The organism is Nocardia fusca NBRC 14340 (genome assembly GCF_001618425.1).
GTDB classification, from domain to species: Bacteria; Actinomycetota; Actinomycetes; order Mycobacteriales; family Mycobacteriaceae; genus Nocardia; species Nocardia fusca.
On record NZ_BDCU01000022.1, the window covers coordinates 97,450 to 119,404 of the forward strand.

Consider the following 21,955-nt stretch of genomic DNA (forward strand, 5'->3'; position numbering starts at 1 on the left):
ACGAATCCTGCGCCTTGACGGGACACTAAACACCTAACCACGTCTGGGTAAGCACCAAAAATTGAACGAAACCCGATGCAACTGACCCAATCAATTATCACGCAGAACGGAGTATCCGATGAATTTCTCCGGCTGCACGACCAGTGTCATCAACATCCACAATCTTCGCGGCCCAGAAGACCGGCGACCACTCCGTTCGGCGGGTCGGCCGAAGGTGCTGGAATCGCCGAAGCACCAAATGACCAATGTCGCAGGACCGACGATCAAGGATGCGCCGGCTGCCCATCGGCTGGGGTCGCTCCGGACGCCTCCGCGATCCGGTCGATGTCCCCCGCGAGGTTGAAGTCCAGCTCGGTCAACTTTCGCCCGACATCGTGAGTCGTGATCCGAAACTCGATCCGCTGCCATTTGATCAGCATGTCGGGATGGTGGCTCACCTCGCGTGCCTTTGCCGCGACATAAACCGCTAGATGCACACATTCGTGGTAAGTGTGCGCGAAGGTTCGGGTGATTTCGTCGCCGTCACGTTCCCAGCCGGGCAGGGTTTCGAGACGGGCGGCGATCTGGCTGTCGTCCATCGGGACGGGCAATGCGGTCATGCTGCGGCCCCTACGAGAGCGCGCAGCTCACGCCCTGCTGAGGTATGGATCCATGCTTCGGCATGGCGAGCAACCCCTTTGAGCTCGCTGCGGAGCCTGGCCGATCCGGTAATTCTCACGGCCTCCGCCGCTTCCGCAGCTGCCCAAACGGCGCGGTCAGGGTCCGGAACCCTGGAGAGCACAGCCGACTGCCGTGCCCGGAACACCGCATTGTCGCGGCGCGCCGACTCCGGCATGGATTCCATGATTTCGTCCCACAGGGCAGCGGCATCGCTCGCGTCCTGTGCACAGCCGGTGCGTCCGTAACAGGTTGCCCGCTGCACTTCCAGATAGTGCAGAGTACGGCGACAGGAATTTCCCCACGGATGTGCGTCGTCAATTCGGTCGATGAGAGGAGCAGCCTCATCGAGCAGGCAGTCCGCTCTGGTCCGATCCCCGAGCATGGCGTGGCCCTGCGCCTCGTACTGAAGCGCCATCACGCGGACCTTCGGCGAAAGCTTCGTCCCGACCGCTAGAGCTGCACGCGCGTAGTCGACGACAGTACGGCCGTCGTTGTCGTCCAGCGCGAGCATAGCCATATTCGAAAGCGCATAGGAGGTGAGCTGGGGATTGCCGCAGCGGTGCGCGAGAGACAGCGTGGTGCCCCTCCATTTCGCAGAGGCCGCGCGATTTCCTGCATCCTGGTACAGCCAGCCGAGCAGCGCGGCATACGCGGTACCGATTTCGAGCAGCCCCCGCCGCACCGGCTCGTCAGCGGTACCGGCGAGCCGGGCAATCAGTTCCGTCTGAGCCTGCACAGTGGGGATGAGACAGAGCGGCCCGAGGTACATGTCCGCGATGTAGTGACCGGAGAGTTGGGTGCGGAAATAGTCCACGAGTTCGGGGGCCACCCGAGCACTACTCAGCAGGTCCGACACGTCGCTCGGCGGCGACATCATGCCCGGCTTCGGGACTTCCACAGCGAGCGCCGGCAGTCCCAGAATGGTGGCCCCAAAGTCACGTCGCCTCACTTCATCGACTTTCTGCGGATCCCGCAAAAGTGTGGTACTTCCCAGCGAGGATACTTCCACGCCAGCGTTCTCCGGAGCGCGGTCCTGCTCGCGCCGAGCGGCCTCGAAGCGCGCCTGCTGCTCGTCGTCGAGTCTCCTGCGGGCGGTATCCATGCACTCGGAGTACTTCGCACCCAAGGTGATGTCCGCGCCCTTACGCTCCCATTTGCCGACCGACTCGATCGAACAACCGATCCGGTCGGCGAACTGAACCTGCGTATCCCGCAAGGCCGTACGCAGCGCGGCGACCTCGAGCCCAGTCCACTTGATAATTGTCATCTTTCGGCGTTCTCCCCTCCGCTGCAATACCGCCAGGGTACGGCCTCCGTACGGGTTCAGTGTGTCCTTCTGCCGCAAGAACACAGCAATGCTGGAACCGATCATTACCGCAGTCCGCAGAGGCGCACGCTCGACTTTCGCCCCGACAGAACCCGGAGCCGACCGCTATGCCCGTTCCTTCAACCGAAACCAGCGTCCGCGAGCCGGCCTGCGTAGACCAGATCCCTTCCGGTACCGCCCCGGTCGACGACCACCTGCGTCAGGAACTACCGAAACTCCCCACCAGGCGCGCGCACAACCAGTCGATGGCAGCCACCCTCCGACTCTGGCACACCCGCAACCGCGACCTCCTCGAGCGCGTCGCCGCCGGCCTCCGCCACCTCGACCACCCGGCAGCCTGCAAAGAGCACCGACCCCATCCGCGGGCGCACGCCATCCACCTGATGACCGACCACACCAAACACAACTGCCCCCGGTTCCGGCTCGCGGCACAGTACATCGAGGCCCAACAGTGACCGCCGGACCGAGGGCATACGGCTCGGTCTCGGTACGTCCATATCGAATCGTGGAGGGGCAAGCACTGTGACGAAACCGGACCCACCGACACGGGCGGTTGCCCTCCTGCACAGCACCCACGACCCGGCCACCTATGAAGCACTGACGCGGAAACACCGGCTGAACGTCGTCCACACCGTCCACACGGATACCGCCGCCGTCCTGGCCGCGCTGATCGCCGTCCGGCACGCCCTGGAGCACGCCGCGGACGCGGTCGTAATCCCCCACCTCGGCGCCCTCGAGCCTCGGACCCCGTGGGGGGTGGTCACCCAAGCCGCCGACCTGATCACCGGAAAACAGGAGTATCCCCTGAGGTCGGCAATCACCACACAGCACAGGACCGAACAGTGATCACCCTCGGATTCGCCATCGCAATCGGCCTGCCACTCGCCGTACTGATCCTGGCGGTGACGCTGCCCGAACGCCGAGACAAGCCGTGAACCCTCCTCGTTCCGAGAAGGCAGGTCACCGGACTTCGCCGGGAAACACAACCGAACCACAGCCGAACGCACCCACAGGTGCACGAACAGTCGCGCTGAGAATACGTGCGAAGCGTCGGCCGCAGCGGCGACGATATCGCTCGCAGTGCTTACGCCCGCCCCACAGCCCATGGACCGTCCCGTGGGGCGTTTGTGGCGTGAACTCACCGGGGGACAAAGTGGCCACAACGATCGGGAGCTGGAAGTTGCTGGTTACCAGAGCTGGGCTGGAATCAGGACCGTCCAGACCTGCCCCGGGCCATTCGGTCCGTACACCACGCGATGGGACGCAACCGCTATAACGTGACAGGTTTCTGCTAATTTCGTGCTGTGGTCGATGAAGAGGGAAGCCCGAACTCAACCGACTCCATTACGGTCGTGCCTGACGAGGTCCGGGGAGTCGGACAGTTCGTGGCGGATATCGCCCGAAACTTGCGGGCGGGTCTGGATACGGCCGCCACAGAGGTCGATGCGCTGCTCGCAGATGGGTGGCGCGGGACGCATCCGACGAGTTCGGTGGCGGTTGGACCGAACTACGCGACGGCGGCATCAAAATCCTCCAGGCTCTGGAGGGGATGGCCGCCGAACTCGGCGTTCAAGCTGGGAGTTACGAGACCACTGACAACTCCAATTCCCAGCAGTTTCCGAGTCTGAACCTATGAGTACCGAGTTCACCGTCGACGTGCAACGCCTCGACGATCTCGTAGCCCGTCTGTCCAACCTGTCCGGCTATCTCACCGAGCAACTCGACCTGATCGACGACAAGGTCGCCACCCTCGACGGAGCTTGGGAAACCGTCGCTGCCAATGCCTACCGCGACGCTCACCGCCTTTGGTCGACCGGCGCCCGTGAATTCGCCACCGGCCTGGCCGATATCAGCGACGCTGCCCGCGCCGCGCACACCCGCTACACCACAGCCGCCGAGGTCAATCGGAAGATGTTGCAGGGTGGGTGAGCCATGACCTGGGTAATCGACTCCGGCATGTACTACGCCGCCGCAGACAAATGCCACCTGCTGGCCGGAGACATCAGCCTCGCGCTGGGGCCGCTGCACAGCACACTGGTACACGAATGTGGTGGGATGGCCGGCGACCACGAGTCATCCGCGGCTTGGACCATCGGCTACGACAAACACGCAGCCGAGATCATCACCCTCGCCGCCACCTTGGCCAACGCCCTGCAACGCTACGGCGATGTGCTGGCCGCCAACGGATACAACTGGTGGCACTCCAACCGTGCCACCGCCAGCGGCCCTGCGCCCGACCGCCCGACCGCCTCAGAACCCCTCTACGACTCCGGGATGGCGCTGCCCACTTCCGCCAAAGGCGACAACGGACCCGGCCTGGACGAAGGCCCGATCACCGGACTTCTCAAAGAGGTCGGCAGGATCCCGAACGGTGATGTCACCGCACTCGGCAAGGCCAAGGATGCCTGGCAGGCGTTCGCCGATCACGCCACCGTCACCGGCGCAGCCACCCGGATCAAAGGCATCAATGCCGCCTTCACCGGCAGCACCGACCCCAACATCACCGAGATCGAGAACAAGCTGGCCACCCTCACCCAGGCCGCCGAACTCCTGGCCCAGGCGTCCAAGGCCCTGGCCACACCAGTGGGCGAGCACCGGAACGCACTCCAGCAGATGCGCGATGAGATCCAGGCCGCGGTCACCGACGCCGGCAAAGAGATGGCCGTCGCCATCGGTGTCACCGTCGCCCTCGTCGGAGTCGCAGCCTTCCTCAGCGCCGGACTCGCCGCACCCGCAGCGGCCGGCGGCGGGGTCGCCGTCACCGCCCAGATCGTCACCACCACCGCCAACGTCATCAAGAACACGGTTACCATCAGCCGTCTGCTGGTCATCTTCGGCTCGGTAGTCGTCGCCGGAACCGCCTCCGGCGCCTTCACCGCTATCCCCGACATCACCAACAATGCAATCAACGCTACGTTGGCCTCCATCGCGGCGATGACGGTCCACACCGTCGAAGGAGACGAAGCGGCGGACAGCAGCGAGGACGACGCAGGCACTACCGCTGCCTCTGCACCGGGAAATGCTGCCGAAGTCGAGTCGATCGTCAACTCTCGGACTGTCCCGGGTAAGACCGAGCCCCATCGACAGATGGGTACCGACGAAGAGATTCGTGACCTCTACCGAGAGCTGACGAAGAATGGCGAAGTAATGGATGTAGGAAAGTACCCAGGCGAGGGAATGCGCCTGCCCGATGGAACAGAAATCCGCATGAGAGAGGGGAGTAAATCGGGCGGTGTTACGCTCGATATCAAGTATCCAGGAGCTCCGGAACCCGTGAAAGTGCATCTGCCGAAGAAATGAACGAAAAACTCGAGCACTTCCTGCTGTACGAACTGTCGGACGATTGGGCACCGATCGCAACGTTCGACGGGATGGTCGCGCGAATCACTCCTGACCACTACTCGCGTGAGAACGTCTTGGGCATACTCCGCGAACTCGCCACCAGAGGATTCATTCGATTCGGCGCGTTCCCGGGGGGAAATCGGACATGGGAACCCTGGGATGCATCCATAGAGGAGTCCATCCACCGGATTTCATACGGATACAACGACGTTCCGGGTTACTTGAAAATATCTGACGAGGAGATCGGCTCAAACGAAGTATTCCGGGCAGATCTGCTCGACGCAGGCGAAGAGCGCCTCGCACAACTGGGCAACCCTTATGAGAAGTACGGGGATCCGTGGAAAAACACGCACCGCCGTATCCACGACTGAACAGGGCTTCGCGAGCGCGAAGCCGATGATCACCTACCCGATGAACGCTCGAGCGAAAGCTCGTGAGCAGCGGTCGGCGGAGTTGATCAGCACGCATCCGGAGCTGTCCGGGGACCGCCGGGCCGTACACCGGCGAGCAGAGTTCGAGTGGACGCCAGGGACACCCCGGTCGGCGTAGAGCACTGGTGGGGGCCGCGCGGTCCCGGTCACCAGAGCTGCGCTGGAATCAGGACTGTCCAGACCTGCCCCGGCGCGAGAGGGATGGCTGTAGCGTCACCGGGGGTTTGTCGGTCGAGAACACAGCCGCCAACCGGCTCAAACCACCCTCGACCGGCTCGACATCGACCACATCGGCGGCTCCCAACCCTACCGGCGGCGGCCGTGCCTGCGAACTGTTGTCTATCTTCGCGACCAGCACGGGCACCCCTACCCATTCCACCGCCACCGTGCCCGGCCGACTCCCCGGCCGGGCACGCTGTACCGACGGCAGCTGCGTCGGCGTGGTCGAGCTCCTGGCCGCACAGTCACGCCGACCACCACGGCAGGAGCCGACGAACCGCCTTCCGTCCCGAGGTGATGTGTGGGGGTTGCGACATCAGGGAATCCTTGCCCCGAATACACCACCCGAACGCCACCCACCGGTCGTCGTCATCGGTGAACACATACTCTTCGGCGCCCCCGAGGATGATCGCTTCGACCGCCGCGGCCGCCTGGGACGGCTTGTCCTCGAATTGGATTTCGTAGTCGGCGATGGCGCGGACGCACCAGCCCGTTTCGATGCGCACCGCGGCGTCGCCCATATCCACTAGTGTGATGTGTGGATTGGCCCCGCGCACTTCGGCTTCCGTGGACGAGGATCCGCTCGAGAGCACCAGGGTGCCGGAATTCGAAAACGTCTGGATGGCGTAACGCTCGGCAATGGCAAACACCTCCGAGCAGAACATCTCCCATTCCGTCCCACTCACCCCGGCCTCCCAGCCCACTCGCAATCCTGCCCCGCCTCGACACTACTTACCGCACGGATTCACCACCGTGTCCGAGTACTTCCACGCCGAGGATTGCGAGGGTACTCCCCCGTACACGCCGCCCCCGCGAGCAGCCGTCCGGTACTCCCCCTCCGCGCAGGTGGTGGCACCTTGAGCAACGAGTTTGGTCCCCGCGGCGGGTTTGGTGACCTCGTTGTGGCCGCCGGCGACCCGCTTCCAGCTCCCACCCTCCTTGCGCTGGAGTTCGACATCGATGTACAGCGAGTCGATGGCCGCCGTGCACTTGATACTGCCCTTTCCGACGATGTCGGTCGGTGTGCCCTTGGAATTGTGCGGATTCATGGCCTTCACGGCTTCCACTTGGCAGGCCGCGTTGCCCGGCCCGGGCGCCGCGTCAGCGGCGGGCAATGCCACACACGTGGTCATCAAGACCGCCAGCACGCCACCCCCGACCGCCCCGATGTTTCTCGCGTACTTCGTCATTCGCTTACCCCCAGTTGACGGAATCTTTGGTACTTCATCTGGTTGGACGTCGAAGCACCCCGATCGGGTTCCATCGTTCCGCGATTCCTTCAACCGTCCTCCGCCATCGCCCGAACCCGCCCCAGCACATCGGAATACCGCCGCAGATACGCACCCCCGTTGAGATCGATTGCCACCGCTCTTACGGCCATGAGATCGACAGAAGCCTCCTGACGACTACACAGGCCGGAACAGCCGGCCCGGTCACATGCCGAGGATCGACGAGAAAGAACGAAAGCAGTGGATCTCGAGAAGCCCACCGGGGGACCGATCTCGCAATCCGGGCTCGGTTCCCGTGGCGGTTCACGCCGTGGTCGATACCCTGTGACCCGCTCCGCAGTCGGCTAGCATCCGAGGGGGTGCCCGCCCGGGAACGAACGGGGTCAGCGGGCGACGTACCCGCCCGACCCGCCGAGTCGGCCGATAACGGAGGAGTATGTGTGGGGGCCCTACTGCCGACCCTGCAGGCAGATCGCCTGCGTGAAGGACTGACCGACTACCTCGCCACCACCTTCGCGCTCACCGATCCGGATACCCAGGCCGCGCTCACCGATTTCGTCGGTCACCCCCGGGACGGCATGTTCAAAGGCCCATACGTCCGGTTACGGCTCCCGTTCGCACCGGCTCGCGGCAACTGGGGCATGCATCTGGATTGGTTGCCGGACAAGTTCCTTCCCTACGGGCACCAGGCCAAGGCGTTCGAGCGGCTGTCGACCAAGTTCCAGCAGCGCCCGCAGCCGACCCTCGTCACCACCGGCACCGGTTCCGGTAAGACCGAATCGTTCCTCATCCCGATTCTCGATCACGTCGTCCGCGCCAAGAAGCAGGGTGTCGCGGGTATGAAGGCGCTGATCATCTACCCGATGAACGCACTGGCCAACGATCAGGAGCAGCGGCTCGCGAAGCTGATCAGCGCTCATCCGGAGTTGTCGGGTGTCACCGCCGGCCTCTACACCGGTGAGCAGAGCTCGGGTGGGCGGACCCTGGTGTCGGCCGAGGGGCTGATCACCGACCGCCGGCTCATGCACGATTCGCCGCCGGACATCCTGCTCACCAACTACAAGATGCTGGACCATCTGCTGCTGCGTCCCGATCGGGCGGCGATGTGGCGGCAGTCGGCGGAATCGCTGCAGTATGTCGTGCTCGACGAGTTCCACACCTACGACGGCGCGCAGGGCACCGATGTCGCCATGCTGCTGCGCCGGCTCGGGCTGGCGGTGAAGTCGTACTGGTCGGAGTCGTCGCCGGCGACCGAGGAGGATCGGGCCCGGCCGCTGGGCCGCATCACGCCGGTCGCCACCTCCGCCACGCTCGGCGGTAAGGGCGAACCCACCGCCATGCTCGAGTTCGCGCACACCGTCTTCGGTGAGGTGTTCCCCGTGGACTCACTCGTCGGGGAGACCCGGCTCGAACTCGACGAATGGCTCGCCGACCGGGACTCGGGTCTCGATCGGCGGTACGCACCGATCGCGCCCTCCGCGGAACAGGCGGTCAAGGCTCTCGACGAACTCGCCCGCAACTCCCCCACGAATGCGAATCTCACCGCGGCCGTCCTGGCGACCCTGTTCGAGCGTTCCGGCGAGCACCTGACGTTCGACGAACTGGCAGCCGAACTGCGCCGCCTCGGCGAGGCCGAGCAGCTGAGCCTTCTCAAGAAGCACCACTGGTTCGTCCGGCTACTGACACGTTCCACAGCGGCGGTATCCCTCGCCGAACTGGCGGCCGTGACTCTCACCGCCTCGTCGGCCGAACGTGACAACCGGCGGGCCCGCGCCACCCGGCAGCGGTACCTCGACTATGTCTTCGCCGCGCTCTCCCATCTGCGGGCCGAAATCGGGCGTTCCGCGCTGAATGTGGATGTGCACCTGTGGGTTCGGGAGCTGTCGCGAATAGACCGGGCGCTGTCCGCGTCGGCCGCTTTTCGCTGGGCCGACGACGGTGAGGTGGAAGCGTCCGGGAGCGAATACGCCTCCGCGCTGTTCTGCCGGCACTGCGGCCGTTCCGGTTGGGGAGTTCGGCTGGCCCCGACCGGATACGCGCTCGACCCCGACCAATCCTCCGTGCGGGCGCTGCATATTTCGGGCGGTGCGCGGATTCGCGCATTGATCTCCGCTCCGGTCGAAGCACAGCTCGATCCCCCGGTGCCGGATCTGCGCTGGCTGCGGATCGAAGACCGCGAGATCAGTGACGAGGCGCCGGACCCGGAAAGCCCGGAAGTGCTGGAGGGGCGGGTATTGCCCGTCCTCGTCCTGCACGGGCAGGCGGCCGACGACAACTCCGCGAAAGATGTGTGTCCGGCATGCAATACGGAAGACGGAATCCGGTTCCTCGGTAGCGCGGTCGCGACCCAGCTCTCGGTGGCGCTGTCGAATATGTTCGGTGATGCCGAGCTGGACGCCGACGAGAAGAAGGCGCTCATGTTCACCGACAGCGTGCAGGACGCGGCCCACCGGGCCGGTTTCGTCCAGGCGCGCTCGCATACCTTGAGCTTGCGGTCCACGTTGCGCAACGCATTGGGCGAGAAAGCGTCCCGCGCCGGGACGCTCACGCTCACCGAACTGTGTGAGGCCGTGCTCGACCGCGCGGGCGACGATCCGGTGCGCCGCTATCACCTGCTCGCCCCCGATATCGTCGAACGCGACGAGTTCGGTGCCTTCTGGAAGCTGGAGGCGTCCGCGGCAAAGCGGCGCGACGCCAGCGAGAAGGTCCGGCGCCGGGTGCAGTTCGATATCGATCTCGAATTCGGGCTGCAGTCCCGGCTCGGCCGCACCCTCGAACTCACCGGCAGCGTCGTCGCCGAGGTGGACCTCGGTTCGGCGGACCGGGTGCTCCGGCTGGGCACCCGCGCCCTGAACGACACCGAATACCAGCTGACGCTCACGGAACCGGACCCCGCGGCCGTGACGCGTTGGGTCCGAGGCACGGCCGAACGGATGCGGACCCAAGGCGCGATCGGGCACGTCTGGCTCGACCGATACGTGCAGCGGGACGCCAATCGCCGCTGGGTGTGGGGCGGGCGCCCGGTGGGCGAAGGGATGCCCGCGTTCCCCAAAGGCCGTCCGGCACCCGCCTTCCCGGCACTCGGGGCCCGGGCCGTCCCCGAAGGGTTCGACGCGATCACCGCGCCTTCATCGTGGTATGCGCAGTGGGCGTCCCGGTGTCTGGACGTCGCGCCGTTCGAAGGCGGGTTCCTGGCCCGCTCGCTGTTCGCAGTGCTCGCCGACGAACGCATCCTCACCACCGTCACCACCGAGAAATCGCTGACCGCCTATCAGCTGAGCGAGCACGGGATCCGTATCGGCGTACCGGCGCCCGAGGATCTCGAAGCGGGCCGGCACCTGCTGGTCTGCGGGGTCTGCCGGACACAGAACCCGGGCACCGCGGTCGTCGTCGACCAACTCGACGGCGCCCCCTGCCTACTCAGCCGTTGCCCCGGTACGCTGCACCGCGCCCCGAAACCCGACAACTTCTACCGCGGTCTCTACGACCGCTCGGAGATGAAGCGGGTCGTGGCGCGCGAACACACCTCGCTGCTGCCGACTCCGCTACGCCTGGAATACGAAACCAAGTTCAAACAACGCAGTATCGACCCCACGGCACCGAACGTCCTCGTCGCGACCCCCACTCTCGAGATGGGTATCGATATCGGTGACCTGTCCACGGTCATGCTCGGCTCGCTGCCCCGCACGGTCGCCTCCTACCTGCAGCGCGTGGGTCGCGCCGGGCGTCTCACCGGTAATTCGCTCATCCTGGCGTTCGTCCGGGGACGCGGCGAACATCTGCCGAAACTGTACGATCCGACCTCGGTCATCTCGGGGGAAGTGCGCCCGCCGGCCACCTTCCTCACCGCCGAGGAAATCCTGCAGCGCCAGTACATCGCGCACGTCGTCGACCGGTCGGCCCGGCGGGCCGGCGCCCAGGACCCGATCGACGCCCGAGCGGTACTCGGCAGCTTCGACGAGGGCAGCTGGATGGCAGATCTCATCGAGACCGCCGACCTGAAAGCCGACGAACTCATCGATGGTTTCCTGGCCCAGTTCGGCGAATTCCTCGACGGCACACCTCGCACAGCCCTGCGCACCTGGGCCACTCCGGATGAACTCGGCGAACCCAGCGCCCTGGCCACCCAACTGCGCGAAGCAGTGCATCGGTGGAATCGTGACGTCAGCGAACTCACCGAACGGCGCGCGGCCGTCGACGCCGCGATTCCGGAGTTCGAGCAGCGTGCCAACTCCCCTGCCGCCACCGACGACGACCGCCGCGACCTACGCTCTGCCCGGGGCACCCTGCGCCTGCTCGGCAAACATCTCTACGACCTCACCCGCGAACACTGGGTGGGTGTCCTCGAGCGCTACGGCGTGCTGCCCAATTACACCCTCCTGGACGATTCGGTGACCCTGGATGTGGGGATCACCTGGTTCGACCCGGAAAACAACCAGTACCAGGGTGATACCGAGAGCTACCGGCGCGGCGCCCGGGTCGCGTTGACCGAACTGGCGCCGGGCTCCACCTTCTACGCGCAGGGCCTGGCCGTGAAGATCGACGCGGTTGATCTGGGCGCGGGAGAAGCCGATATCCAGCTGTGGCGGATATGCCCGCAGTGCGGTTGGGTGGGAACGAGCACCGCGACGGAAACAGCGGCACCACCCACTCACTGTCCGCGCTGCCACACCCCGGCCATTGCCGATATCAGTCAGCAACTGCGGGTGGTGGAGATGTCGAAGGTCTCGGCGGAGGTCCGCCGGGACGAGGCGGCCATCACCGATGCCCGCGACGAGCGCCGACGCGAAATGTACGCGGTCGTCACCGCGGCCGATATCGACCCGGACAATATCGCGCGCCGCTGGTTCGCCACCGAATACGATTTCGGCGCCGAATACCTGCGCCGGATCGATATCCGCTGGCTCAACCTCGGCAAACGCACCTCGCAGGGTGGCCGGCGCACCATTGCCGGATCGGAGATCACCACGGGACTGTTCCGGGTCTGCTCCGGCTGCGGACAACTCGACCGGATCGCCGGGCGCAACGATCCGCACGAGCACCGCAGCTGGTGCAAATACCGCAAGGCCGCCGACGAGAACCACGTCCGCGATATCGCATTGGCCCGGACGCTCCGGACTCAGGCGGTGCTCCTGCACGTTCCGGCATTCCTGCGCTACGACTCGTTCGCCTACCCGAGTTTGAGTGCCGCCATCCTGCTCGGTCTGCGGCAGGTGATCGGGGGTTCGCCGGAACATCTGGATGTCGTCACGATCACCGACGCCCTCTACGACCGGAACCAACAGGCACTGCTGATCCACGACACCGTCCCCGGCGGGACCGGTTACCTCGCCGAATTCGCCGTGCCGCGGAAAGTCTGGTCGGCGTTGCACGCCGCCCGGGAAGTTGTGCGGAATTGCTCCTGCGTGGACGAAGCGCGCCTGGCCTGCCACAACTGCCTGCTACCGTTCGCCGCACCGCACGAGCTCGACAAGGTCTCCCGCAGGACCGCCGCGAAGATCCTCGATTCGATCCTGGGCGCCGAGGAGGCGACTCTGATATGGGAGCGCTGGTCGCAGTCGATCGTCGAACAGACACCGGCCAAACCCGCTGTCAGCAATGAATCACCGTTGGAGCGTGAGTTCTATCTCGCATTCCTCGAGCGGCTGCGCACCCTCGGGGCGACCATCAAAGAGACCCCGGGCACCTACGCCAACAAGGCGACGATCACCGTCCCGGGAAAAAAGATCCGTACCTGGACTCTGACACCACAGGTACAGATGGGCAACAGCGTGCCCGATTTCGAGTTGAAGACCAGTGACCCGGAGATCCCGGTGATCGCCGTATTCGCCGACGGCCACGCCTACCACGCCACGCCGGACAACAACCGAGTCGCCGACGACGCGCGCAAACGCGCGATCCTACGGTCGGGCGGGGTGCTGGTCTGGTCGTTCGGCCACGAGGATCTTCAGCGATTCACAGGGAAGAAAAAGCAGATCGCACCGCCGTGGCATACGGAGAAACTCGCCCGGCTGACCATGAAACAGGGCAATCTCCGGCCGGCACTGTTCGAACTGGTCACCGCCGACCCCATCACCCAGTTGCTCAGGTTCCTGGTCGACCCCGACCCAGACGATTGGTCCGCTGTGGGCCGCTGGGTACCGCTGATGTTCATGCGCGACAGCCGGCACAAAGGTAACGGAGACGACCTGGCCGACTGGGCACTGAACCTCCTCGACGACAAAGACGCCCGAATCCCCACGGGCGACCATGCGTGCTGGTCCTATACCGACGGCCCACTGACCGTCACCGCGGCCCTGCGACCGGACACCCGCACATGTACCGCCGTCCTGGTACTCGACGACCGCGACGAACAACTCGCTCTCGAGGGGGGCACCGGGTGGCGGGAATGGCTGCGGCTGTCGAACTGGTTCGGCTTATCCGAGACCCACCTCGTCACCAGCCGGCGGTTGCTGACCGAGGCAACCCCCACGCCCGGAACATCGGCCGAGGTCGACACCACCGATCTGAGCCCGCAGTGGCAGGCCCTGTACGCGGACAGCATCTCCGAACAGGAACGCACCCTCATCCGCGCACTCGCGGCGGCGGGTACCCCGCTGCCCGTCCAAGGCTTCGAAACCGACGACGGAGAGGTCATCGATATCGCCTGGTCCGGCGCCCGGGTCGGCGTGCTGTTCGACGATGTGACGGAGGCCGCCGATACGATTGCCGACCAAGGCTGGACGGTTTGTGTACCGGAAATCGCACCGATCCTGGCTGCCCTGACCGCGAACGGAGTGATGTGATGGCGAATATCGTCATGGCCAACCAGAGCAAATCGCTTCGCGGACTCGATGGGTCGATCGTGCCGCGGGTCTTCGGTTTCCTCGAGAAGCTGCAGTCCGACGATACCTCGCCGGGCCTGCACATCGAGCCGATGAAGGGCGCGGTGGACCGGCGCGTACGCACCGGACGAGTCGACCTGAACCATCGTGCGGTCTTGTTCCGGGTGGACCCCCAGGAGGGCGGGACCACCTACGTCTATATGGGAACTTGGCCGCACGACGAGGCGAATTCCATCGCCGAGCGCGCTGTGCTGCGGGTCAATCCGGTGAACGGGATCCTCGAGGGCATCCTCACCGAACCCACCGCGGTGCCCGCAGCGGCGTCCCAGCCGTCACCGGCCGTCCACGAAGAGCCCGACCACGGATTCCTGGCCGACGTAGGCTTCACGCTCGCCGACCTCACCGGCCGACTCGGTATCGATCCGGTGGTCGCCGAACGCGCACTGCTCGCCACCGACGACTACGCGCTCAACGATATCGCCGCCGATATCGGGGGTTGGCAGGCCGATGCGCTGCTCGAACTGGCCTGCGGTACCGCGATCGACGAGATCCGGGAGAAGTATCTATTCACCGACGCACCGATCGACACCACCGCGGACGAAGACGACCGCATCATGGCAGCACTCGATCGTCCCGCCTCCAGAATCCAGTTCACCTATATCGACGGCAACGAGGAGCTGCGCCGCGTCATCGAAGGCGGCGATTTCGCCGCCTGGCGGGTCTTCCTGCACCCCGAGCAACGCACCTACGTCGAGAAGAGCTACAACGGGCCGTTCCGTCTGTCCGGGGGTGCGGGGACCGGCAAAACCGTCGTGGCCATTCACCGCGCCCGAAACCTGCTGCGGCGCAACCCCGAAGCTCGGGTCGTTCTGACGACCTTCAACAAAACGCTCGCCAAGAACCTCGAAAGCGATCTGCGGGCACTCGATCCCGATATCGAGATCGCCGCGACGCTCGGCCGGCCCGGGATCTACGTCGAAGGTATCGACAAACTCGCCAGCGATATCGTCAAACAAGCCGGTGATATCGGCCCGTCGACGGAGGCGGTGCTCGGCACCCGGACCGAAATTCCGACCGCCCGTACCAAACAGGACCGCGTATGGCGGGAGGTCGTGGACTCGGTGGGAAGTGGCCTCGACCCACGTCTGGCCACACCCTGGTTCCTGGATACCGAGTACACCTCGGTCGTCCTCGCCAACAAGATCACCACGCTGGAGCAGTACGCACGGGTCGCGCGCCCCGGCAGGGGTGTCCGGCTGTCCCGACCCCAGCGAATCGCGGTGTGGAAGCTCATCGAAGCCTATCGGCGCCGGAGCCGGATGGACGACACCGTCGGCTTCCCCGAAGTGCTGGCCGTAGCCGCGGAGCATCTGCACCGACAGGCGGAGAACGGAGCAGCACATCTCGCCGATCACGTCCTTGTCGACGAAGCACAAGACTTGCACGCGACCCACTGGCGGATGCTGCGGGCCCTGGTCGCCGAGGGCACCGACGACCTGTTCATCGCCGAGGATTCGCACCAGCGCATCTACGGGCAACCTGTTGTCCTGGGCCGCCTGGGTATAAAGATCGTCGGCCGTTCCCGGCGTCTGACTCTCAACTATCGGACGACCGCGCAGAACCTGCGTCTCGCAATGAGCATCCTCGAAGGCGCGGAATACCACAACCTGGAAGAGGCCCCGGAATCCACGCTCGACTACCGGTCGGCTCGCAACGGGCCGAAACCCGAGCTACGGCAATACGGCTCCGCCGCCGACGAGCTACGGGCGGTGGCCGACCAGATCAAGAGCTGGCTACCCGATACCGAGGACAGCGCGACCATCGCCGTCCTGACCCGAAGTGTCACCGACCGCAACCAAATGGTGCGCGGGCTCGCCGAACGCGGGATTGATGCCCGCACACTCGATGACAACCTGCCTGTTCCCGGCCATGTGCAGGTGCTGACGATGCACCGTTCGAAGGGGATGGAATTCTCCCGAGTGATCCTCGCCGGGGTCGACGAGGCCCGGGTGCCATCCCGCACCGGCCTCAACGGGGTGCCGGAGGAAGAACGCGCGGAGGCGAATCTCCGCGAACGCTCCCTGCTGTACGTAGCGGCGAGCCGTGCCCGGGACCGGCTGGTCGTGACCTGGAGCGGCGGAAGATCCGAGCTGCTGGACCGTTACGGGCGGTAATCAGCGGCGATCGAGGTCCGGTCTACGGCACTCGACCGAAGCGTCGGCCACCTCGAAAGTTCGAGCTGGACGACTTCCCCTGCTGACGGCCACGTCGAACGTCGGCCGTGGGCAGGAAGGTCGAAACTTCGTGCCCCGCGCGGGTGTGCGATCGGCTCGTGGCGTCGATCGCAGAGTCGGCTTCCAGGCAGCGCGCAGCCGACCCGTGTGTACGCGTTTCCGGACAGCCTCGCTTGGCAAGCAACCGTAGCGTCGATCAACCTCCGAGAAATTCTGATTGACAATGTTTTCACTGACGCTTACCGTTCTATTTGCTTCCCCGCAACCAGCACCTTGTCTCCCCGCGCTGAAAACTCTGTGCTGCAACGGGAAACCGGCCTGGACGCACAGGTCCGGGCTGGACTCAGCAGCCGCGAGAAGAGTTACCGGACCACCACGGGCCGCCGCGTCGACTTGTGATCAACGCTGCCATCAGTGCCCACGACCCGATCGATTTGTCCCGCCGAAGGCGGTGGCAAGGACCAAGGAGATCCAATCCCCATGAGAATCAGAAAGTTCACTGCCGCTGCCGCGCTGGCGGTTGCCGCCTTGGGCGTCATCGAGAGTTCGGCAGTCGCCGCTCCGCAACCGGCCACCGATACCGCGAACGCCGTACCCGAGAGCAGCCGGGGAGTCGACCAGGGTATCGGCTACCTGGTTCATCGCGATGGAAAGACCCTTGCTGCCGAAATCACCGGGGGCACCTTCGATATCACCGAAGACGGGATCCACGTCGTCTCCGGAGACGGAACGCTCGTCGCCGATATTCCACAAGCCTTTCGAGTCGGCGAGCACGTCTTCACCTTGACACCGCGTGTCGATGCGAACAGCACGAAACTGGTCGCCGATGTCGCCGCCCAGGACATCGGTTACTGGCGCAAGACCTCGCCTCGTCAGCGCAGTATCGAAGCGGGCGTCGCGATCGGTGGCGCGGTCGGGGCCCTCACCGGAATCATCGCCGGCATGGTGATCGGAATCGCCGCGGGCGGCCTCCTGATCCCGATCAGCCTGCCGATGGGCCTGCTCGGCGGCCTGCTCGGTGGAATGGCTCTCGGTGGCGCGGCCGGTGCGGCCGTCCCCAACTCCGATGTACCGGACCAATGGGGTTACCAGGAGGAATGCGAATACGTCGGCGAGCACCGCATCTGCTGGTAGCGCACATCACCCCAGAACAAAGGAGTTTCGATCCGATGACCAACCCTCAGTATCCCCTTCCCTATCCTCGGCCACCGCGTAGAAACCGCACGGCACTCTGGATCACGCTAAGCGTCCTCGCCTTCTTCCTCCTGCTCTGCGGCGGCTGCGTCGGCATCATCGCCACCAGCGCAGACGACACGGACAGTCCCGGCGGCAACAGTGTCGTCGCCGGAACCGCGCCGGACGAAGCCGACGATCTCGCTCCCCCCGGATCCGAGGTACGGGACGGCAAATTCGCTTTCACCGTCACCCGGATCGAGGCACCCGCGAAATCGGTCGGCGGCGAGTTTCTGAGCAAGTCGGCCCAGGGCGAATTCGTACTCGTCCATATCGACGTCACCAACACCAGCGACCGTCCGCAGTCCTACTGCGGCGGCAACCAGAAACTCATCGACACCCAAGGCCGCGAGTTCACCAACGACACCGAGGCCGAGATCTACCTGAACGACGACGTCTACACCGATATCAACCCGGGCAACAAGTTCTCGGTGATCCTTGCCTTCGACGTCCCGGTCGGCACGACGCCGGCAGCGCTGGAATTCCACGATTCGATGTTCTCCGGCGGCGTCCGGGTCGCGGTGCGGTGAAATGAACACCGAGTCATCGGTCGCGCATCGAACAACCCCGACACCGCGCGAACTCCGGTAACGATCCGGAGGCCATTGCCACGCTGCCGCACCCGGCCCTCGGTTGCGCCCGGTGCGCAGACAGCCGGGCCGAGTTCGAGAAGCCCTGCCGCTCCCGAAGCCCCCTCCCGTTCGGCGAGGAACTTCCCCGTCCCCTTCCACTGAAAGCACTCCGGTGACCAGCACACTCAACTTCGCAGCCTTCGACGTCGAGACCGCCAACCCCAAGTACGGCAGCATCTGCGCGATCGGTATCGCGGTCGTACGCAACGGGACCCGGGTGGGTACCCACTCGTGGCTCTGCCGCCCGCCCGAGCCGGTGCACAGCTTCAACCCCCGCAATACCGGAATCCATGGCATCACCGCCGCTATGGTGGCCGGGCAACCGGGATTCGCCCAGCAGCTCGACGCGGCACTCTCGGTGATCGACGGACTCCCCGTGGTCGCGCACAACGCGGCGTTCAATATGAACGCGGTGGCTCAAGCCTGCGGCCACAGCGGGCTACCCGTGCCGACCTGGACCTACGGTTGCACCCGCCGCTGGGCTCGACAGCACCTGCCGCATCTTTTCCGGCACAGTGCCCGATGTGAGTAGTGCCCTCGGTATCCACCTGACCACCCATCACCAGGCCGGAGCCGATGCCGCGGCGGCCGCCGATATCGCCCTCGCCATCGCCACCCGGGTCGGCGCCCACGATCTGGAAGCGCTTGCCAAAGCGACCGGAACCCGGCTCGGCAGGCTCTCCCCCGCCGGGATAGCGGCCTGCCGATAGTTCCGGGCGACCCCCTCGGGCTGAAACACATTGCAGCGCAGTGCCGATAAGCGCTCGAATTGATGCCCACTCGGGGATCGAAAACACCTACCTGTCGGCCGGCACCGCCTCGGCCGTGCTGATCGAGGGGAACCGCTGTGGTAGCCGCGCAGGAAACCAGTCTCCAGAAGATTCTCGAAGGCACCTGCCAGTATCTGGTGCCGCTCTACCAACGGCCCTACCAGTGGGGCCCGGACAACTTCAAAGAGCTCTGGCGCGATATCACCCAGCTGGCAGAGGACCGGATCACCGAAATCGATACGACCCATTTCATCGGCTCGGTCGTTCTCGCGCCCGTACCCGCCGGGGTGGCAGGCACCATCACGCAGTACCTGGTGGTCGACGGGCAGCAGCGGTTCACGACGCTGATCCTGCTGCTGGCCGCGATCCGTGACCACCTGCGGGCGATCGACGACACCACGCGCCGCGACACCGACCGTATCCACAACCAGCTGCTGACCAACCAATACGAGGACGACCCCTACCGGTTGAAGCTGCTCCCCACACAGTCGGACCGCGAGTCCTTCGCAGCGGTGATCGACACTCTGCCCACGGCAGGTGGTGATGACAATATCGGCGCGGCCTACCGGTTCTTCCGGGCACGTCTGGCGGAGCCGGTGGACCCGGATGTCTCCTATCACGCCGTGCAGATCGCGCACGCCGTGACGTCCGGTCTGTCGGTGGTCTCCATCAGCACTCACCCCGGCGACAATGTGCATCGGGTCTTTCAATCCCTGAACAACACCGGACTGAAACTGACTCAGGGCGACCTGATGCGCAACTATCTGTTCATGCGGCTGCCCACCCAGGGCGAAATCGTGTACCGCACGTATTGGCGGCCGCTGCAGGAGGCACTGGTCGACAACGAGCGTCTCGAAACCTTGTTCTGGTTGGATCTCTTGCACACCAGGCCACAGGTCAAGCAGTCGCAGACCTTCGCCGGCCAGCAGGCTCGTCTGGACAGATTCACGAACGAAGAGGACATCGTCGCCGAGGTGGTGCGAATCGCCGAGCTGGGACACCTCTACCGGTTGATGCTTCAGCCGGACGAGGAACCTGAATCCAACGTACGCGAGCGACTGGTCCGCCTCCGCGAATGGGGGTCCACGACCCCGGCGCCACTGGTCCTGCATCTGCTGGTGCTCCGAGCTCGCGGCAGCGCGTCGTCGGAACAGGTCGCCCGCGCTCTCCTCTACCTCGAGTCGTTGCTGGTGCGGCGATTCCTGATCGGGCAATCCACCCAGAGCCTCAATCGTTTGTTCGCAGCCGCTGTCCAGGATCTCGATACCGCGCTGCCGGTCGACGAAGCACTGCACCGGTATTTGTCCGGCGGAAGGAAGCACTACGCCACCGACGAAAAGCTCACCGAGGCCATCCTGACCTCACCTCTCTACACCACGGGTCGCGCCGCCCAGCGGAAAACCGTGCTCACGTGGATCGAGCGGCTGTTCGCTGCCAAGGAGCAGGTGGCGACGGAGTCACTGACGATCGAGCATGTGATGCCGCAGACCTTGTCTCCTCGATGGCGCGCGGAACTCGGGGCGGTCTACGGATCCGAGAATGTCGACGAACTACACGACAGCATGGTGCACACGCTCGGAAACCTCACGGTGACCGGGTACAACGAAGATCTCGGCAATCATGAGTTCGACCGCAAGCGGGAACTCCTGCGTGCCAGCAGCATCAGAATGAACCAGGAAATCGCGGCCCATTCGGCCTGGGGACCCAAACAGATCGATCAGCGCGGCCGCGACCTGGCCCAGCGCATCATCGCCGCGTGGCCGGGCCCGCTTGTGGCACCCGGGCTCTACCGGGACGACAACCCGCTGTGGCAATCGATGCATCGATTGCTGGCACTGCTTCCGACCGGGCACTGGACCACCTACGGTGATCTCGCCAAGATTCTGGGCACCGCCGCCCAGCCCCTGGGCAACCGGTTGGCGACCGTGCCCGCACCCAATGCCCACCGCGTACTCACCGCACAGGGCGAGATCTCGTCGGCGTTCCGCTGGCTCGAGCCCGGGCGCAACGATGATCCACGGCAGATCCTCGAGCGGGAAGGCATCCGGTTCACAGCCGGGGCGCGGGCGCACTCATCTCAGCGGTTGACAATCGAGGCTCTTCACACTCTGCGCGCGGCTGCCGAGGACGACACCGATCCCACCGAATGAATGAGGACCCCATGTAAGAACCTCACCGTCCGCGCCGCTGTACCTCGAACCCGCCGGAAACAGCCCTCTCCAGGTAGCTATGTTGCGCGACATCGCCGACACCGGGATCGGCGGTCGAGGGCCGATACGGCCAGAATGTCGCCACCGCGCTGTCCGTCAGCACCGGCTGTTCGCCGGGCAGCGGATCCAGCGTGATCGGCTCGGTGGTCGAACAGGAGCGCGTGCGCGCTCGCCGCATCGGCAGGACCGGCCATACGATCTCTGCTAACTTCGAAATCATGGCTGATCCAGGGGGAAATCCGAGCCCGGGCGATGGCATTACCGTTGTGCCCGAGGAAGTTCGAGCGGTCGGTCGGTTCATCGCCGATATTGCCCGGAATCTACGATCGGGGCTGGATTCGGCGAGCACAGACGTCGACGCCCTCCTCACCGACGGATGGCGCGGAGACGCCGCGAACGAGTTCAACGGCGGCTGGACCGAACTCCGCGACGGCGGCACCAAGATCCTGCAGGCACTCGACGGGATGGCCGCCGAGCTCGGTGTCCAGGCCGGAAGCTACGAAACCACCGACAACACCACCTCCCAGCAGTTCCCGAGCCTGAACCTATGAACCCGGAATTCACCGTCGATATCCAACGACTCGACGATCTCGTGACCCGCCTGTCCAACCTGGCCGGATACCTCACCGAACAACTCGACCTCATCGACGACAAAGTCGCCGCCCTCGATGGCGCATGGGAAACTCTGGCCGCCAGCGCCTACCGCGACGCCCACCTGCTGTGGTCGGCGGGTGCCCGTGAATTCGCCACCGGTCTGGCCGATATCAGCGACGCAGCCCGCACCGCCCACACCCGCTATACCACCGCAGCCGAAGTCAACCGGAAAATGCTGCAGGACGGGTGA

19 protein-coding genes are annotated in these 21,955 nt (G+C 65.1%); 14 read left to right on the plus strand and 5 right to left on the minus strand.

Going from position 1 to position 21,955, the window contains the following annotated elements; all coding sequences use genetic code 11:
• Nucleotides 1-263 precede the first annotated feature (263 nt).
• Both NF4_RS13215 and NF4_RS13220 read right to left on the minus strand, forming a co-directional pair.
• Nucleotides 264-599, minus strand: coding sequence for a 4a-hydroxytetrahydrobiopterin dehydratase (locus tag NF4_RS13215; protein ID WP_063127646.1), 336 nt, complete (start codon nt 597-599; stop codon nt 264-266).
• Nucleotides 596-1,927, minus strand: coding sequence for a helix-turn-helix domain-containing protein (locus NF4_RS13220; RefSeq protein WP_157120282.1), 1,332 nt, complete (start codon nt 1,925-1,927; stop codon nt 596-598). The genes NF4_RS13215 and NF4_RS13220 overlap by 4 nt, the downstream gene beginning before the upstream one ends.
• Before the next feature lie 167 nt (nt 1,928-2,094).
• Here NF4_RS13220 and NF4_RS13225 point away from each other — a divergent pair, with 167 nt between their 5' ends.
• From NF4_RS13225 to NF4_RS13245, 5 genes are all read left to right on the plus strand, one after another.
• Nucleotides 2,095-2,442 (plus strand): hypothetical protein, encoded by a 348-nt coding sequence (locus NF4_RS13225; protein WP_063127648.1) that lies wholly within the window; start codon nt 2,095-2,097, stop codon nt 2,440-2,442.
• Nucleotides 2,443-2,509: 67 nt separating this feature from the next.
• Nucleotides 2,510-2,833 (plus strand): hypothetical protein, encoded by a 324-nt coding sequence (locus NF4_RS13230; protein WP_063127649.1) that lies wholly within the window; start codon nt 2,510-2,512, stop codon nt 2,831-2,833.
• Nucleotides 2,834-3,619: 786 nt separating this feature from the next.
• A complete protein-coding gene (locus NF4_RS13235; protein WP_063127650.1) occupies nt 3,620-3,916 on the plus strand; it encodes a WXG100 family type VII secretion target in 297 nt (98 codons plus the stop codon).
• 3 nt (nt 3,917-3,919) lie between these two features.
• Complete coding sequence (locus tag NF4_RS13240; RefSeq protein ID WP_063127651.1) at nt 3,920-5,287, plus strand: hypothetical protein; 1,368 nt, start codon at nt 3,920-3,922, stop codon at nt 5,285-5,287.
• Nucleotides 5,284-5,700: a hypothetical protein gene (locus NF4_RS13245; protein ID WP_063127652.1), complete on the plus strand. Its 417-nt coding sequence runs from the start codon at nt 5,284-5,286 to the stop codon at nt 5,698-5,700. Before NF4_RS13240 ends, NF4_RS13245 begins: the two co-directional genes overlap by 4 nt.
• A 226-nt stretch (nt 5,701-5,926) precedes the next feature.
• Here the strand turns inward: NF4_RS13245 and NF4_RS40030 are convergent, their stop codons facing one another.
• The 3 genes from NF4_RS40030 to NF4_RS13255 all read right to left on the minus strand — a co-directional run bounded on the left by NF4_RS40030 (nt 5,927) and on the right by NF4_RS13255 (nt 7,169).
• Entirely contained in the window at nt 5,927-6,145 is a 219-nt protein-coding gene (locus tag NF4_RS40030; RefSeq protein WP_369690928.1) for a DUF3048 domain-containing protein, read from the minus strand.
• A 79-nt stretch (nt 6,146-6,224) separates the two neighbouring features.
• Nucleotides 6,225-6,683 carry a hypothetical protein gene (locus tag NF4_RS13250; RefSeq protein ID WP_063127653.1) on the minus strand — a complete coding sequence of 153 codons (459 nt, stop codon included), beginning with the start codon at nt 6,681-6,683 and terminating at the stop codon, nt 6,225-6,227.
• A 24-nt stretch (nt 6,684-6,707) separates the two neighbouring features.
• The gene (locus tag NF4_RS13255) at nt 6,708-7,169 is read right to left on the minus strand and encodes a hypothetical protein (RefSeq protein ID WP_063127654.1); all 462 of its coding nucleotides are present in this window, start codon (nt 7,167-7,169) and stop codon (nt 6,708-6,710) included.
• A gap of 479 nt (nt 7,170-7,648) precedes the next feature.
• Between NF4_RS13255 and NF4_RS13260 the strand changes: the two genes are divergently transcribed.
• The 9 genes from NF4_RS13260 to NF4_RS13300 all read left to right on the plus strand — a co-directional run bounded on the left by NF4_RS13260 (nt 7,649) and on the right by NF4_RS13300 (nt 21,955).
• A complete protein-coding gene (locus NF4_RS13260; RefSeq protein WP_063127655.1) occupies nt 7,649-13,993 on the plus strand; it encodes a DEAD/DEAH box helicase in 6,345 nt (2,114 codons plus the stop codon).
• On the plus strand, nt 13,993-16,206 hold the full coding sequence (locus NF4_RS13265; protein ID WP_063127656.1) for a 3'-5' exonuclease: 2,214 nt from the start codon (nt 13,993-13,995) through the stop codon (nt 16,204-16,206). The genes NF4_RS13260 and NF4_RS13265 overlap by 1 nt, the downstream gene beginning before the upstream one ends.
• 540 nt (nt 16,207-16,746) lie before the next feature.
• On the plus strand, nt 16,747-17,400 hold the full coding sequence (locus NF4_RS13270; RefSeq protein ID WP_063127657.1) for a DUF8020 domain-containing protein: 654 nt from the start codon (nt 16,747-16,749) through the stop codon (nt 17,398-17,400).
• Nucleotides 17,401-17,435: 35 nt separating this feature from the next.
• Nucleotides 17,436-18,029 carry a DUF4352 domain-containing protein gene (locus NF4_RS13275; RefSeq protein ID WP_063814573.1) on the plus strand — a complete coding sequence of 198 codons (594 nt, stop codon included), beginning with the start codon at nt 17,436-17,438 and terminating at the stop codon, nt 18,027-18,029.
• 214 nt (nt 18,030-18,243) lie between these two features.
• Nucleotides 18,244-18,663 (plus strand): exonuclease domain-containing protein, encoded by a 420-nt coding sequence (locus NF4_RS13280; RefSeq protein WP_232330445.1) that lies wholly within the window; start codon nt 18,244-18,246, stop codon nt 18,661-18,663.
• Nucleotides 18,656-18,841 carry a hypothetical protein gene (locus NF4_RS39250; RefSeq protein WP_232330446.1) on the plus strand — a complete coding sequence of 62 codons (186 nt, stop codon included), beginning with the start codon at nt 18,656-18,658 and terminating at the stop codon, nt 18,839-18,841. Before NF4_RS13280 ends, NF4_RS39250 begins: the two co-directional genes overlap by 8 nt.
• A gap of 137 nt (nt 18,842-18,978) precedes the next feature.
• Nucleotides 18,979-21,051 (plus strand): DUF262 domain-containing protein, encoded by a 2,073-nt coding sequence (locus tag NF4_RS13285; RefSeq protein WP_063127658.1) that lies wholly within the window; start codon nt 18,979-18,981, stop codon nt 21,049-21,051.
• Nucleotides 21,052-21,242: 191 nt separating this feature from the next.
• A complete protein-coding gene (locus tag NF4_RS13295; RefSeq protein ID WP_232330447.1) occupies nt 21,243-21,662 on the plus strand; it encodes a WXG100 family type VII secretion target in 420 nt (139 codons plus the stop codon).
• Nucleotides 21,659-21,955 (plus strand): WXG100 family type VII secretion target, encoded by a 297-nt coding sequence (locus NF4_RS13300; RefSeq protein ID WP_063127661.1) that lies wholly within the window; start codon nt 21,659-21,661, stop codon nt 21,953-21,955. Before NF4_RS13295 ends, NF4_RS13300 begins: the two co-directional genes overlap by 4 nt.

Bases quoted from the DNA above. Each gene is read 5' to 3' on its own strand.
- NF4_RS13270 (WP_063127657.1), top strand. From the start codon at position 16,747: ATGAGAATCAGAAAGTTCACTGCCGCTGCCGCGCTGGCGGTTGCCGCC.
- NF4_RS13240 (WP_063127651.1), top strand. From the start codon at position 3,920: ATGACCTGGGTAATCGACTCCGGCATGTACTACGCCGCCGCAGACAAA.
- NF4_RS13235 (WP_063127650.1), top strand. From the start codon at position 3,620: ATGAGTACCGAGTTCACCGTCGACGTGCAACGCCTCGACGATCTCGTA.
- NF4_RS13275 (WP_063814573.1), top strand. From the start codon at position 17,436: ATGACCAACCCTCAGTATCCCCTTCCCTATCCTCGGCCACCGCGTAGA.
- NF4_RS13245 (WP_063127652.1), top strand. From the start codon at position 5,284: ATGAACGAAAAACTCGAGCACTTCCTGCTGTACGAACTGTCGGACGAT.
- NF4_RS13220 (WP_157120282.1), bottom strand. From the start codon at position 1,927: ATGACAATTATCAAGTGGACTGGGCTCGAGGTCGCCGCGCTGCGTACG.
- NF4_RS13255 (WP_063127654.1), bottom strand. From the start codon at position 7,169: ATGACGAAGTACGCGAGAAACATCGGGGCGGTCGGGGGTGGCGTGCTG.
- NF4_RS13215 (WP_063127646.1), bottom strand. From the start codon at position 599: ATGACCGCATTGCCCGTCCCGATGGACGACAGCCAGATCGCCGCCCGT.
- NF4_RS13225 (WP_063127648.1), top strand. From the start codon at position 2,095: ATGCCCGTTCCTTCAACCGAAACCAGCGTCCGCGAGCCGGCCTGCGTA.
- NF4_RS13300 (WP_063127661.1), top strand. From the start codon at position 21,659: ATGAACCCGGAATTCACCGTCGATATCCAACGACTCGACGATCTCGTG.
- NF4_RS13265 (WP_063127656.1), top strand. From the start codon at position 13,993: ATGGCGAATATCGTCATGGCCAACCAGAGCAAATCGCTTCGCGGACTC.